At 66.9% G+C, this 13,125-nt stretch carries 14 protein-coding genes; 6 read left to right on the top strand and 8 right to left on the bottom strand.

The genetic code is table 11. The features are described 5' to 3' along the window. On the top strand, nucleotides 1-2,388 hold a 2,388-nt coding region (locus P0Y43_RS07895; RefSeq protein ID WP_275636748.1), incomplete at its 5' end, for an RHS repeat-associated core domain-containing protein. Nucleotides 2,389-2,456: 68 nt separating this feature from the next. On the opposite strand, the gene P0Y43_RS07890 is transcribed toward P0Y43_RS07895, so the two are convergent. The 6 genes from P0Y43_RS07890 to P0Y43_RS07865 all read right to left on the bottom strand — a co-directional run bounded on the left by P0Y43_RS07890 (nucleotide 2,457) and on the right by P0Y43_RS07865 (nucleotide 7,212). Next, complete coding sequence (locus P0Y43_RS07890; protein ID WP_275636747.1) at nucleotides 2,457-3,035, bottom strand: DJ-1/PfpI family protein; 579 nt, start codon at nucleotides 3,033-3,035, stop codon at nucleotides 2,457-2,459. 79 nt (nucleotides 3,036-3,114) lie between these two features. Further along, nucleotides 3,115-4,272, bottom strand: coding sequence for a phospholipase D-like domain-containing protein (locus P0Y43_RS07885; protein WP_275636746.1), 1,158 nt, complete (start codon nucleotides 4,270-4,272; stop codon nucleotides 3,115-3,117). A 1-nt stretch (nucleotide 4,273) separates the two neighbouring features. Further along, nucleotides 4,274-4,855 carry a YceI family protein gene (locus tag P0Y43_RS07880; protein ID WP_275636745.1) on the bottom strand — a complete coding sequence of 194 codons (582 nt, stop codon included), beginning with the start codon at nucleotides 4,853-4,855 and terminating at the stop codon, nucleotides 4,274-4,276. A 45-nt stretch (nucleotides 4,856-4,900) separates the two neighbouring features. Next, nucleotides 4,901-5,197, bottom strand: coding sequence for an amidase (locus P0Y43_RS07875; protein WP_275636744.1), 297 nt, complete (start codon nucleotides 5,195-5,197; stop codon nucleotides 4,901-4,903). Continuing rightward, nucleotides 5,194-6,282, bottom strand: coding sequence for a serine hydrolase domain-containing protein (locus P0Y43_RS07870; RefSeq protein WP_430540228.1), 1,089 nt, complete (start codon nucleotides 6,280-6,282; stop codon nucleotides 5,194-5,196). The genes P0Y43_RS07875 and P0Y43_RS07870 overlap by 4 nt, the downstream gene beginning before the upstream one ends. A 42-nt stretch (nucleotides 6,283-6,324) precedes the next feature. After that, nucleotides 6,325-7,212 (bottom strand): acyl-CoA dehydrogenase, encoded by an 888-nt coding sequence (locus P0Y43_RS07865; protein ID WP_275636743.1) that lies wholly within the window; start codon nucleotides 7,210-7,212, stop codon nucleotides 6,325-6,327. A 137-nt stretch (nucleotides 7,213-7,349) separates the two neighbouring features. Between P0Y43_RS07865 and olsB the strand changes: the two genes are divergently transcribed. Together olsB and P0Y43_RS07855 are read left to right on the top strand one after the other, a co-directional pair. Further along, on the top strand, nucleotides 7,350-8,105 hold the full coding sequence (olsB, locus tag P0Y43_RS07860) for an L-ornithine N(alpha)-acyltransferase (protein ID WP_275636742.1): 756 nt from the start codon (nucleotides 7,350-7,352) through the stop codon (nucleotides 8,103-8,105). Beyond that, nucleotides 8,105-8,896: a lysophospholipid acyltransferase family protein gene (locus P0Y43_RS07855; protein WP_275636741.1), complete on the top strand. Its 792-nt coding sequence runs from the start codon at nucleotides 8,105-8,107 to the stop codon at nucleotides 8,894-8,896. Before olsB ends, P0Y43_RS07855 begins: the two co-directional genes overlap by 1 nt. Nucleotides 8,897-8,948: 52 nt before the next feature. On the opposite strand, the gene P0Y43_RS07850 is transcribed toward P0Y43_RS07855, so the two are convergent. Continuing rightward, the gene (locus P0Y43_RS07850) at nucleotides 8,949-9,521 is read right to left on the bottom strand and encodes an ACP phosphodiesterase (protein ID WP_275636740.1); all 573 of its coding nucleotides are present in this window, start codon (nucleotides 9,519-9,521) and stop codon (nucleotides 8,949-8,951) included. Nucleotides 9,522-9,674: 153 nt separating this feature from the next. On the opposite strand from P0Y43_RS07850, the gene P0Y43_RS07845 reads away from it, so the two are divergent. From P0Y43_RS07845 to P0Y43_RS07835, 3 genes are read left to right on the top strand one after another with little or no spacing between them, the layout of a single operon-like run. Beyond that, a complete protein-coding gene (locus tag P0Y43_RS07845; protein WP_275636739.1) occupies nucleotides 9,675-9,977 on the top strand; it encodes an ArsR/SmtB family transcription factor in 303 nt (100 codons plus the stop codon). 13 nt (nucleotides 9,978-9,990) lie between these two features. Further along, nucleotides 9,991-11,160 carry an MFS transporter gene (locus P0Y43_RS07840; protein ID WP_275636738.1) on the top strand — a complete coding sequence of 390 codons (1,170 nt, stop codon included), beginning with the start codon at nucleotides 9,991-9,993 and terminating at the stop codon, nucleotides 11,158-11,160. A 19-nt stretch (nucleotides 11,161-11,179) separates the two neighbouring features. Next, nucleotides 11,180-12,229 carry an alkene reductase gene (locus P0Y43_RS07835; RefSeq protein WP_275636737.1) on the top strand — a complete coding sequence of 350 codons (1,050 nt, stop codon included), beginning with the start codon at nucleotides 11,180-11,182 and terminating at the stop codon, nucleotides 12,227-12,229. Between the two features lie 66 nt (nucleotides 12,230-12,295). On the opposite strand, the gene P0Y43_RS07830 is transcribed toward P0Y43_RS07835, so the two are convergent. Beyond that, nucleotides 12,296-13,120 (bottom strand): ATPase, encoded by an 825-nt coding sequence (locus tag P0Y43_RS07830; RefSeq protein ID WP_275636736.1) that lies wholly within the window; start codon nucleotides 13,118-13,120, stop codon nucleotides 12,296-12,298. Nucleotides 13,121-13,125: the final 5 nt, after the last annotated feature.

The raw sequence follows: 13,125 nt of genomic DNA, 5'->3' as shown, positions 1-13,125 counted from the left end.
GGCTTCGAGTACCTGCCCGGCCAACTTCCGCCCAGTGCCAACCGCTTGCCCGACGGCACGCGCGTCGCCTACACCTACGAGGCCGCCCTCGACAACCAGGTGCTCAGCATCACCCCTGCTGGCGAACCCGCCAATACCTTCACCTACCACCCCCGCCTCGGCCAGCCCGACACCAGCAGCGGCCCCCTCGGCACGCTCGACCTTACCTACACCCCCTCCGGCAAACCGCTAGAGGACACCTGGACCGTCGAGGGCAACACTCACGCCACCACCTGGCGCCACTCGCTCAATGGCCTGCGCCAGGGTCTCGTCGATAGCCACGGCAGCGACCACCGCTACGAATACGACCGCTTCGGCCGCCTGGAAAAACACCTGCAGGACGACGTCACCACCGCCTTCACCTTCGACACCTTTTCCCGTGTCGAAACCGTCACCACCACCGACGCCAGCAACCGCCTGGTCCAAACCCTCACCTACGACGGCCTCGGCCGCGAGCACACCCGCACCTTCGCCGCCACCACGGCCGGCAGTACCCGCACCTGCACGCAGACCTTGCTGTATTCCGACTTGGACCAAGTGGTTTCGCGGGCCTGGGAAGACGGCGCCATCCAAGGCCAGGAAACCTTCGACTACGACAGCCTTGGCCGCCTGACCACCTACACCGCCGACGCCGCCGTCGCGCCGCAAGACCCCTTCGGCAACCGCATCATCGAACAGGTCTTCACCTTCAACGCCCTGGACGGCTACACCCAGGTCGACAGCACCTTCGCCGACGGCAGCACCGACAAGGCCACCTTCACCTACGACAATACCCAAGACCCCACCCAGGTCACCACCATCGCCCATACCCATTCCAGCTGGCCAGCGTCGATTACCCTCGACTACGACGCTTGTGGCCGGGTCATCGCCGACAGCCTCGGCCGCACCCTCACCTGGGACGCCCAGGACCGCCTCACCCGGGTCCAGTACAACGGCCAGACCTGCGACTACCGCTACGACCCCAGCGGCAACCTCACCGACCGCGTGCTCGACGGCACCCTCACCCGCAGTTTCTTCAGCGCCGGCCTGCTCACCCACGAGCAGACCGGCGATGACCTGCTCCAGCGCATCGGCGAAAACGGCGCGCTGTTCGCCCTCAACCGCATCACCGCCGGCGTGCGTCGCGTCACCCTGCTCGGCTGCGACGCCCAGGGCAGCGTGCGCCTGGAGGCCGACGACGCCGTGCGTACCCGGCACTACAGCGCCCATGGCGCCGAGGCCGAAGACCCCGCCAACGGTCCCTACGCCTATGCGGGCGAGCGCCGCGAACCGCTGACTGGCTGGTACATCCCCGGCGGCTACCGCCCCTATGACCCTATCGTGATGGGTTTCCTCAGCCCCGACAGCGAAAGCCCGTTCGGGCGTGGCGGGCTTAACCCCTATGCCTACTGCGGCGGCGACCCGGTCAACCGCATCGACCCGGATGGCCATGCTTGGTGGACGTGGCTGGTCGCCGGTATCGGCACGGCCCTGGGTGTGGTGGCCACGGTCGCCAGCTTCGGCGCTGCCGCACCGGCCTTCGCGGCGATTGCAGCCGGGGGTATAGGTGCCCTTACGGCCAGCGGAGCGGCGTCTATCGCGGCGGCGACCTTGGGTGCCATTTCGTTGGGAACCGGAATCGCCTCCACGGTACTGGAAGCCACCGGGTACGACGACAAGGCCGCCAGTATCCTGGGATGGGTGTCGTTGGGCACAGGGTTGGTAGGTAGCGCAGTGGAAATGGCCCCTAAAGCGATAGGGTCATTAGCCAACAAGAGCGGCCGCGCCATGAAAAAAATAAACAGTCTCAGACGTAAAGGGGGAGCCGCACGCAAGTCAGCCTCGTCTACATCAGCGAGAACGGATTATGGAAACTCACGCATTCTGTATGAACGAAAGCCCGGTAATTCAGATGTGGTGTTCCATGAAAAATTCTTGGGCAATGACGTTGCGGCGTTCGAAACACATGGGGACGGTTTTTTCGCAAAAGGCAGTTTGATGAACAGCAAAGGGCAGTATCGGAGCGCACGAGAAGTCGCCCTCTCGGACATCAATCCACAATTGAAACGCGTCAATTATCCAGAAGGAAAAGGAATTATTCTTCTGGCCTGCGAAGGGGGATCGTCAGGGGCTGCACAAAAGATCGCCGATGTGTTGCAGCGGCCGGTAGCAGGTTATGACAATGTGATCCTGACCAAGCACCCGGATCTGATGCAATTCACACGGGCCGGAAATCACTCTGGATTAACTACTCTTCCGCAAGAAACTATCCCCTACTGGGAAAGGCTCAAGGGGGTCAAGGGCGGCTTTTTCGATAACGCCCATAGACGTATCGCCGCACAACGAATCTATTATCCAAAAATCCGCTAGCTCGCTCCCCCCGGCTTCAAGCAGCCAAGGGGAGCTTGGGCCGTCAACGAGTACCCCAGAGACTTGCCTCAGCTAAAGCGAGTACCCAACGCGTTCAAAAACGCCGCCAACCATGCCGGATGCGCTGGCCACGCCGGCGCCGTCACCAGGTTGCCATCCACGTGCGCCTGGTCGATCGAGATATCCACGAAGCGCCCGCCGGCCAACTTGACCTCCGGCGCGCAGGCTGGGTAGGCGCTGCATTCACGCCCTTCGAGGATGCCCGCCGCCGCCAGCAACTGCGCACCATGGCACACCGCTGCGATCGGCTTGCCGGCCTGGTCGAACTCCCTGACCAGCTTCAGCACCCGCTCATCCAAGCGCAGGTATTCCGGCGCCCGCCCACCCGGGATCAACAGCGCATCGTAACCCTCGGCGCGCACCTGGACGAAGTCGTAGTTCAAGGCGAAGTTGTGCCCCGGCTTCTCGCTGTAGGTCTGCTCGCCCTCGAAATCGTGGATCGCCGTGCGCACGGTCTGCCCAGCGAGCTTTTCCGGGCACACCGCATGCACCGTGTGGCCAACCATGCTCAGGGCCTGGAACGGCACCATCGCCTCGTAGTCTTCGACGTAGTCGCCCACCAGCATGAGAATCTTCTTTGCGCTCATCGCACACACTCCTTCGTTTGCAGGGGAACAAACCTGCACGATAGTCCGCTTTGACGAGCGACGGTATACGCCGTCGGTCTCAGTTGCGCCGGTCGAGCAGGTTGACCACCAGGCGGTCGAGCCAGCCCCACAGCCGTTGCTTGATGCGCCGCCACAACGGCCGGGCGTTCCAGTGGTCGAGGTCGACCTCCTCGCTCAGGGTGAAGTCGCGCTCGAAGCTGGCCACCACGGCGGCGGTCAGCGAGGGGTCGAGGGCCTCGATGTTGGCTTCGAGGTTGAAGCGCAGGTTCCAGTGGTCGAAGTTGCACGAACCCACGCTGACCCAGCCATCGACCACGGCCATCTTCAGGTGCAGGAAACACGGTTGGTATTCGAAGATCCGCACCCCGGCGCGCAGCAGGCGCGGGTAGTAGCGGTGGCCGGCGTAGCGCACCGAGGGGTGATCGGTACGCGGACCGGTGAGCAGCAGGCGCACGTCGACACCCTTGTGCGCGGCGCGGCGCAACGAGCGGCGCACGCTCCAGGTCGGCAGGAAATACGGCGTCGCCAGCCAGATGCGCTGCTGCCCGCTGTTCAGCGCACGCACCAGTGCATGCAGGATGTCGCGGTGCTGGCGGGCGTCGGCGTAGGCCACCCGGCCCAGGCCCAGGCCTTGGACGGGCACCTTGGGCAGGCGCGGCAGGCCGAAGCCTTCCGGCGGGCGCCAGGCGGTGCGACGCTGGTTGGCGTGCCACTGGCGGTCGAACAACAACTGCCAGTCGCTGACCACCGGTCCTTCCATGCGCACCATCACCTCATGCCACTCGCTGGTGTCCGCGCCCGGGGTCCAGAACTCATCGGTGACGCCGGTACCGCCGACCACCGCCCAGCGCTCGTCCACCAACAGCAGCTTGCGGTGATCGCGGTAAAGGTTGCGCAAACCGCGACGCCAACGCAGGCGGTTGTACAACCGCAAGGCCACGCCCGCGGCTTGCAGGCGCTGGCGCAGGGCCACGGGAAACGCCAGCGAACCGTAGTCGTCGAACAGGCAACGCACGCGCACGCCACGCTGGGCGGCGACCTCCAGCGCCTCGACCACCGCCTCGGCGCAGGCTCCCGCTTCCACCAGGTACAGCTCCAGGTCGACCTGGTATTCGGCACGCACGATCGCCAGAAGCATGCGCGGAAAGAATTCGGGGCCATCGACCAGCAGTTCGAACTGGTTGCCATCCCGCCAGGGGAAGACCGGCCCCGGCATGTCAGCGGGCGCTGAAGATCAGCACCGCGCTCACCGGCACCGACGGGTTGATCGATGTGAGCCCGGCCAGCTTGCGCAGGGTCGCCAGGCCCGGCAGCAGGCCGTAGTCTTCAGCGCGCAGCAGCAGCGGCTCGAGGGTCACTACCTGGAAACGCCGTTCATCCAGGCGCGTGGCCAGCAGCAAGGCGTTGTAGCGGTGCGACTGACCGTGCAGGGTCACGGTCAGCGGCAGGCGCAGTTCCACCTGGGCACCGTTGGCCAGGTCGTTGATCGGCCGCAGGTCGAGTTGGGCCTGAACGGTCGCCTCGGGGAAGCGCTCCACGTCGAACAGCGCATCGCGCATGCGCTCGTCGCGCAAGGGGATGCCACTGCTCACCGAGTCCATCTCGATGCTCAGTTCGGCCGCACCCTTGCGGTCGACCTTGCCGTGCAGCACCAGGAAGCGATGGACCTCAGCGGTGTCGCCGTTCTTGCCGGTGATGAACGACAAGCGCGAAGACTCGCCGTCCAGGTGCCAATTGGCCTGGGCGGGCAGGCACAGGGCCAGCAACCATACGGGTAGCAAACGGAACAACGTGGGCATGTGAAACCTCGGGAAACAAGGCCGCCCACCTTACCCCGCGCCCGTTCACGGCAGCAAGCGGCAGCCCTCGCGCGCGCCCTGCCAGGCCGCCTGGTTGCGCCGTCCCAGGCCCTCGGCCAGCACCGTGCGCGCGGCGCTGTCCTCTTCCAGCAGCCCCAGCGGCAGGTACTGCTTCACGTAGCCACGGCAATAGGCCTGGTCGAAGCCCATGACGAAGCGGCAGGCGCAGTACTCCTTGGCCGAGTAGGCCGAGAGGATGCCGGGGAAGTCGGCCAATGCCTGGCGTTCGTGCCAGCCCCAAGCCAGGAGTAGTGCCAGTGCCACCAGCAATACACGCTTCACGCGCCCTCCTTCGCCAGCGCGGCGAGCACGCGCTTGAGCAGCTCATCATGGCGATAGCTGCCGTCGCGGTCGTCGCCGTAGCGCACGATCACCAGTTTCTGCGACGGCAGCACGTACAGCGCCTGGCCCCAGTGGCCGAGGGCGGCGAAGGTGTCGCTGGGCGCATGCGGCCAGGGTGGCGGGTGGCCGGGCAGTGGCTGGTTGAGCCACCAGTGGCCACCGGGGTTGGCTTCACCGGGCGTGGCCTCGGCGGCAGTGAACAGGCTGCGGTTGAAAGCCACCCAGGTCGGCGGCAGCAGCTGTCGTTTGCCCCAGCGGCCATCACGCTGCATCAGCAGCCCAACGCGCGCCAGGTCGCGGGCACTGAGGTAGAGGTAGGAGGAGCCGACGAAGGTGCCGGTGCCGTCACGCTCCCAGGTCGCGTGGGTGATACCCAGAGGGGTGAACAGCGCCTGCCAGGGGTAGTCGGCGTAGTGGCCGGGGGGAAGCATGCCGCGCAAGGCAGCAGCCAGCAGGTTGCTGTCGCCACTGGAATAGGAAAAGTGCGTGCCCGGCGCGGCGGCGGCCGGCATCGCCGCAGTGAACGCAGCCATGTCGCGGCGCCCACGGGTATAGAGCATGGCCACCACCGACGACTTCAGCGGCGCGTATTCGTAGTCCTCCTGCCAGGCCAGGCCGCTGGCCCAATGCAGCAGGTCGGCCAGGCGCAGCTGGGGGTGGGCCTGCAAGGGCGGGTAGTAGCGCGCGGCGGGGTCGTCGAGCTGGAAGCGCCCCTCGCCCTGGGCCACGCCGAGCAACGTGGCCAGCACGCTCTTGCTGATCGACCAGGTCAGGTGCGCGGTGTCGGGGCCGGTCGGCGCCTGGTAGCGCTCGTGCAGAATGCGCCCATCGCGGACGATCAGCAGCGCGTCGCTGCGCACGCCCCCGCGCCCTGCATCATCACGCGCGGGGAAGGCGTAGGCGTCGACGGCCTGCCAATCGAACGTGGCGGGGTCGGTGCGCCAGTCAGGGTCCGGCCAGTCTTCGGCAAAGGCCGACAGCGCCAACCACCCCAGCATGCCCAGCAATCCCTGCAACTTGCCCATCGTCGTCCCCCGTGTCGCGGATCGACCGAGGCTGCCAAAACTTCATGACAATCCGGCGGCGGCCCAGGCCTTGGCCAAGCGTTTTTCCCGGGCGACGGTGGCCAACGCCAGCACGCCCTGGTCGCGCTGCCACAGTTGCGCCCAAGGCTGCGGATCGCCAGCCAGGGCCTGGTCGATGTCTTCGCGCAGGCCCTGGAACTGAGCGAACAGCCCGGCCAGCAGCAGGTGGCAGGCGACGCTGTCGGCGCATTGCCGGCTGCCTTCGGCGCAGCCGGCGAGCAGGCCGATCAGGCGCAAGCGCAGTGCCTGTGGCCAGTTGCACGCCTGCCCCACCCCATACAGCCAGGCGGCTTGGGCGGCGAGCACGTAGAGGTCTTCCAGGGTGCGGAAGGGTTTCACGTAGGCGTCCCAGCCGTCGCCGGCCAACAGCTCGCAGGCCGCCTGGCGCAGCTCCAGGCGCGCATGACCGACCTCAGGCATCAGCGGCAGGGTCGGCAGGGCTTCGAGGCTGACCCCGGGCTCCCCCGGGTAGACCACCGCCAGGCTCAGGCGCGGCGACTCGCCCTGGGCCTCGCAACGCGCCGCCACCAGCAACCATTCGGCCTCCAGCCCAGCGGTGACGAAGCCCTTGCCGCCCGACAGGCGCAGGCCGTCGAGGCGGGTCTGCATATCGGCCGGGCGCACGCTGCGCCGCTCGGTCGCGCACAGGGCACCGAGCCCTGCCGGCGCGCTGGGCCAGAGCACGCGCAGGGCCGCCTGGTAGCCGACCAGGAAAGCCAGCCCAGGCGTGGCCATGGCCCGCCCGCCGAGCACCGCCAGTTCGAAGGGGCTGACCGCGCCCAGATGCTCGAGCGCCGCGCCGTAGGTTTCCCCCAGGCTAGCCGCCAACGGCAGGCGAAGGGGGTCGTTGAGTCGTTGCAGCCAGGGCATGGCGGGCTCCTCGAAGGGGGTGTCACGTAAGCATCACCAAAGATTCATGGGGGTGACACCGGGCGTACCTAGTCTGACTTTGCACAACAAAGCCGACCGGCCGCAACCCTCTTTGGCTGGCTTATGGAGACTCGCAAATGACTCGGATCGCTCGCTCTGGCGACAACAGCACTGAACGCCGTCTGCAAGCCGAACGCCTGGTCGGCGCCGCGGCCCTGCAGGAAGCACAGGCCCTGCGCTACAAAGTGTTCAGCGCGGAATTCAAGGCCAAGCTCAAGGGCGCCGAACAGGGCCTGGACATGGATGACTACGACGTGCACTGCCGCCACATCGGCGTACGCGACCTGAGCACCGGCGAGCTGGTGGCCACCACCCGCCTGCTCGACCACCAGGCCGCCAGCAGCCTGGGTCGCTTCTACAGCGAAGAGGAATTCCGCCTGCACGGCCTGCTGCAGCTCGAGGGGCCGATCCTGGAGCTGGGCCGCACCTGCGTCGACCCGGCCTACCGCAACGGCGGCACCATCGCCGTGCTCTGGGGCGAGCTTGCCGAAGTGCTCAACGAAGGCCGCTACAGCTACCTGATGGGCTGCGCCAGCATCCCGATGCAGGATGGCGGCGTGCAAGCCCACGCGATCATGCAGCGCCTGCGCGAGCGCTACCTGTGCACCGAGCACCTGCGTGCCGAGCCGAAGAACCCGCTGCCGAACCTGCCGCTGCCGAACAACGTCATCGCCGAGATGCCGCCACTGCTCAAGGCCTACATGCGCCTGGGCGCGAAGATCTGCGGCGAGCCGTGCTGGGACGAGGACTTCCAGGTCGCCGATGTGTTCATCCTGCTCAAGCGCGACGACCTCTGCCCGCGCTATGCCCGCCACTTCAAGGCGGCGGTCTGATGCCGGGCCTGCGGGCCTGTGCCCGCCTCCTGCGCCTGCTGCTGGTGCTATGCCTGGGCATGGCCATGGCCAGCCTGATCGCCGTCGGCGAACGCCTGGGCTTCAAGGCTTCCAGTGAGTTGCGCCAGCGCTGGACCTGCCTGTTCATGAAACGCCTGATCGGCGCCCTGCCCTTCGACGTGCGGGTGGTCGGCGCGCTGCCGCGCCGGCCGATGCTGTGGGTCAGCAACCACGTGTCGTGGACCGACATCCCGCTGCTGGGCATGCTCACCCCGCTGTCGTTCCTGTCCAAGGCCGAAGTGCGCCAGTGGCCGCTGGCCGGCTGGCTGGCGGAGAAGGCCGGCACGTTGTTCATTCGCCGTGGCGGAGGGGATGCCCAGCGTTTGCGTGAGCAGATCAGCGAGCAACTGGGCCAGGCCCGGCCGTTGCTGATTTTCCCCGAAGGCACCACCACCGATGGCCGCGCCCTGCGCACCTTCCATGGGCGCCTGCTGGCCGGCGCCATCGACCAGGGCACGCCGGTGCAGCCGGTGGCGATCCAGTACCTGCGCGATGGCGAAGCGGACCCGATCGCGCCGTTCATTGGCGATGACGACCTGGTGTCGCACCTGATGCGCCTGTTTGGCCGGGAACGAGGGGAAGTGGTGATTCACCTGCTGCCGCCCGTGGAGAGTCAGGGCAAGGAACGTGCGGCGCTGGCGTTTCTGGCGCAGCAGGCGATTCAGGTGGCGTTGTTCGGGGTCGAGGAAATCGAGGTGGCGGTGCCGCGTCGGCAGGCCAGGGCGGCCTGATTGCTTGCTGGGGTGGGCCCCGCGATAGGGCCCTGACAGCCCCCCCAAAACCTCAACGCCCCGCCGCCGCGAATGCCTGCAACTGTGGGTAGAACTCACGAAAGTCGGCCAGCAACGGCTCATACAACCGCTCCAGCTCCGCCATCACCCCGCTCATCCCTTCCGGCTTCGACAAGCGCCGCGCAATCCCGCCGAACACCTGCTCCAACGTGGCGAAATCGCCATACGCCCCCAGCCAGTCATCCGCCGCCATGAACGGAGCGATCCGCGCCAACCGCCCCGGCAACTGCGGCTCGGCCAACAGCACCCGATAGAACGCGTCGGTGAACTGCGCCAGCGGCTGCTCGGCGTAATCCGCCCAATGCCGCGCCAGGCAATGGTCGAAGAACACGTCGAGGACGATCCCGGCGAAGCGCCGCCGCTCACGCGGGAAACGCGCCAGCGCCGCCAATACCAGCGGGTGGCTGTCGGTGTAGCTGTCGATGCGCCGATGCAGGCGGATGGCGGCTTCCAATGCCGGCGGAAAACGCCCGTCGAGGCTGCCCTTGACGAAGTCGCCATACAGGCTGCCCAACAGTTGCTGCGGCGCCTGGCCGCCCAGATGAAGGTGTGCGAGGTAGTTCATGGCGGCAGTCTAGCACCGGCTGAACCAATATCGTTATAACGCGATATAGCGATTCGGGCTCAGCTTAGTCGTTCTTCATATTTGTCTATCGCGAAACACCGATTTATATTTCGCCTCATCGCGATATACCGCTACACACCACGAGCCCCCACCATGCCTCTCGATCTCGACGAAATAATAAAAGCCCTGGCCCATCCGGTCCGGCGAGACATCCTCACCTGGCTGAAGGACCCGGCGACGCAATTCCCCGACCAGTACCACAGCACCGAACACGGTGTCTGTGCCGGGCAGATCGATCAACGCTGCGGCCTGTCGCAGTCGACCGTCTCCGCCCACCTGGCGACCTTGCAACGCGCGGGCCTGATCAGCAGCCAGAAGATTGGCCAGTGGCATTTCTTCAAACGCAACGAGGAAACCATCCAGGCCTTCCTCAAGCAGATGAGCCAAGAGCTCTGACAAGGACCTTGCAATGCCCCTTTCCCTGTTGATCCTGGCGCTCAGCGCCTTCGCCATCGGCACCACCGAGTTCGTCATCATGGGCCTGCTGCCCGACGTGGCGCAGGACCTCGGCGTGAGCATCCCCGGCGCCGGCTGGCTGGTGACCGGCTATGCCCTGGGCGTGGCCATCGGCGCGCCGTTCATGGCCCTGGCCACCGCCCGCCTGCCGCGCAAGGCCGCGCTGGTGGCGTTGATGGGCGTATTCATCGTCGGCAACCTGTTGTGCGCGGTGGCCAGCGACTACAACCTGCTGATGTTCGCCCGCGTGGTCACCGCCCTGTGCCATGGCGCGTTCTTCGGTATCGGCTCGGTGGTCGCCGCCAGCCTGGTGCCGGCCAACCGCCGCGCCTCGGCCGTGGCCCTGATGTTCACCGGCCTGACCCTGGCCAACGTGCTTGGCGTGCCGCTGGGCACCGCCCTGGGCCAGGCCGCCGGCTGGCGCTCGACCTTCTGGGCGGTGACCGGCATCGGCGTGATCGCGCTGATCGGCCTGATCCGCTTCCTGCCGCTGCAACGCGACGCCGAGAAGGTCGACATGCGCTCGGAACTGGCCGCGCTCAAGGGCGCCGGCATCTGGCTGTCGCTGAGCATGACCGTGCTGTTCTCGGCCTCGGTGTTCGCCCTGTTCACCTACGTCGCGCCGCTGCTCGGTGACGTCACCGGCATCTCGCCACGCGGCGTGACCTGGACCCTGATGCTGATCGGCATCGGCCTGACCCTGGGCAACATCCTCGGCGGCAAGCTCGCCGACCGACGCCTGGGCGCCACCCTGGTGGGCGTGTTCGCCACCATGGCCGTGGTCTCCACCGTGCTGAGCTGGACCAGCAGCGCGCTGGTGCCAGCGGAAATCACCCTGTTCCTCTGGGCCGTGGCCGCCTTCGCCGCCGTGCCAGCCCTGCAGGTCAACGTGGTGGCCTACGGCAAGGCCGCGCCGAACCTGGTGTCGACCCTGAACATCGGCGCCTTCAACCTGGGCAACGCCCTCGGCGCCTGGGTCGGCGGCACGGTCATCGCCAATGAACTGGGCCTGACCCGCGTGCCCCTGGCCGCAGCCGCGCTGGCGGTGCTGGCGCTGATCGTCACCCTCATCACCTTCAGCCAGCGCGGCAACGACGCCGAACTGGCCGCTGCATCCAACTGACCCACGCGAGGCTTCAACCATGACCACGCTTTTCGATCCGATCACACTGGGCGACCTGGAACTGCCCAACCGCATCATCATGGCCCCCCTGACCCGTTGCCGCGCCGACGAAGGCCGCGTGCCCAATGCGCTGATGGCCGAGTACTACGTGCAGCGCGCCAGCGCCGGCCTGATCCTCAGCGAAGCGACCTCGGTGACCCCGATGGGTGTCGGCTACCCCGACACCCCGGGCATCTGGAGCGACGAGCAGGTACGCGGCTGGACCAACGTGACCAAGGCCGTGCACGGTGCCGGCGGGCGCATCTTCCTGCAACTGTGGCACGTGGGCCGCATCTCCCACTCCAGCTACCTGAACGGCGAGCTGCCGGTGGCGCCGAGCGCGATCCAGCCCAAGGGCCACGTGAGCCTGGTGCGCCCGCTGTCGGACTACCCGACCCCACGCGCCCTGGAAACCGAAGAGCTCGCCGACATCGTCGAGGCCTACCGTACCGGTGCCGAGAACGCCAAGGCCGCAGGCTTCGACGGCGTGGAGATCCACGGCGCCAACGGTTACCTGCTTGACCAGTTCCTGCAAAGCAGCACCAACCAGCGCACCGACCGCTACGGCGGCTCGCTGGAAAACCGTGCCCGCCTGCTGCTGGAAGTGACCGACGCCGTGGTGCAGGTCTGGGGCGCCCAGCGTGTGGGCGTGCACCTGGCGCCACGTGCCGATGCCCACGACATGGGCGACGCCGACCGCGCCGAAACCTTCACCTACGTGGCGCGTGAGCTGGGCAAGCGCGGTATCGCGTTCATCTGCTCGCGCGAGAAGGAAGCCGACGACAGCATCGGTACGCTGATCAAGCAAGCGTTCGGCGGCCCGTACATCGTCAACGAGCGCTTCACCAAGGCCACCGCCAACGCGGCACTGGCCAGCGGCAAGGCCGATGCGGTGGCGTTTGGTATTCCGTTCATCGCCAACCCTGACCTGCCGGCACGCCTGGCCGCCGATGCGCCGCTCAACGAGCCGCACCCGGAGACCTTCTATGGCAAGGGGCCGGTGGGGTACATCGATTATCCGCGGCTGTAACGTAGAACGCCGGGGCCGCTAGGCGGCCCTTTCGCGGGGCGAGCCCGCGATGGCTTCAACGGGTTCTCACGGCCGGGCGTTGATCTGCTGCTGCAGGTTCTGAATCTGGCTCTGCAAGGTGGTGATGTTGCGGGTGGTCTGACCGCGGAAGGCATCGAACTCCTGCACCGAAGCGCCACCACTGGCCGCTGCCGGACGATTGTCGACCTGGCTCTTGAGCACCAGCACGTCCTGTTGCAAGCTCTCGATCGCCGCGCTCGGGTTGCCCTGCTTCTTCAGCGCCGCCACCTCGTTGCTCAGGCTCTTGAGCTCGCCGTCGAGCTTGCCGCCATCCAACTGGCCCGACTTGAGCGCGGCCAACTCCGTGTTCACCGCCTTCAACTGCGCCTGCAACTGGCCTTGCAGTTCGGTCACCGCCTTCTGCTGCTCGCGGGTGTCGGCCAGCACTTGCTCCAAGCGCTTGCCCAGGTCACCGGCCTGCCCCGCCACACCTTCCTGCTGCTTGCCCTGCTCGGCCAGACGCGCCTGCAACTGGGTGATTTGCAACTTCAGCGCCTCGCTGCCGGTACTGGCGCTGGACTCGCTGGCATCGACCTTGCCGCTGATCGCCTGCAAGCGCCCGGCGGCCTCCTCGCTGATGCGCGCAAAGCTTTCCTGGGTGGCCACCAGTTGCTGCTCCATCAGCGAGATCTGCTGGAAGCTCCACCAGCCCAGCCCGGCCAGGGCAATGAACGAGGCGCCGAGCAAGGCCCACAACGGGCCGCTGCTGGCCGGTCGCGCGGCCTTCTGGCGGCCACGCGCGACGTGGGCCGGGAGCAGTTCATCGTCGTCGGGGGTACCGGCGCGCAAGGTGGGTACATCGTCGAAATCGTCGTGGGCGTCGTTGCGCATGGGCT

This window comes from Pseudomonas entomophila, assembly GCF_029193575.1.
GTDB lineage: Bacteria > Pseudomonadota > Gammaproteobacteria > Pseudomonadales > Pseudomonadaceae > Aquipseudomonas > Aquipseudomonas entomophila_G.
Note: the sequence above shows the minus strand (reverse complement) of the source record. Positions and strands in the feature narration are given on the sequence as shown.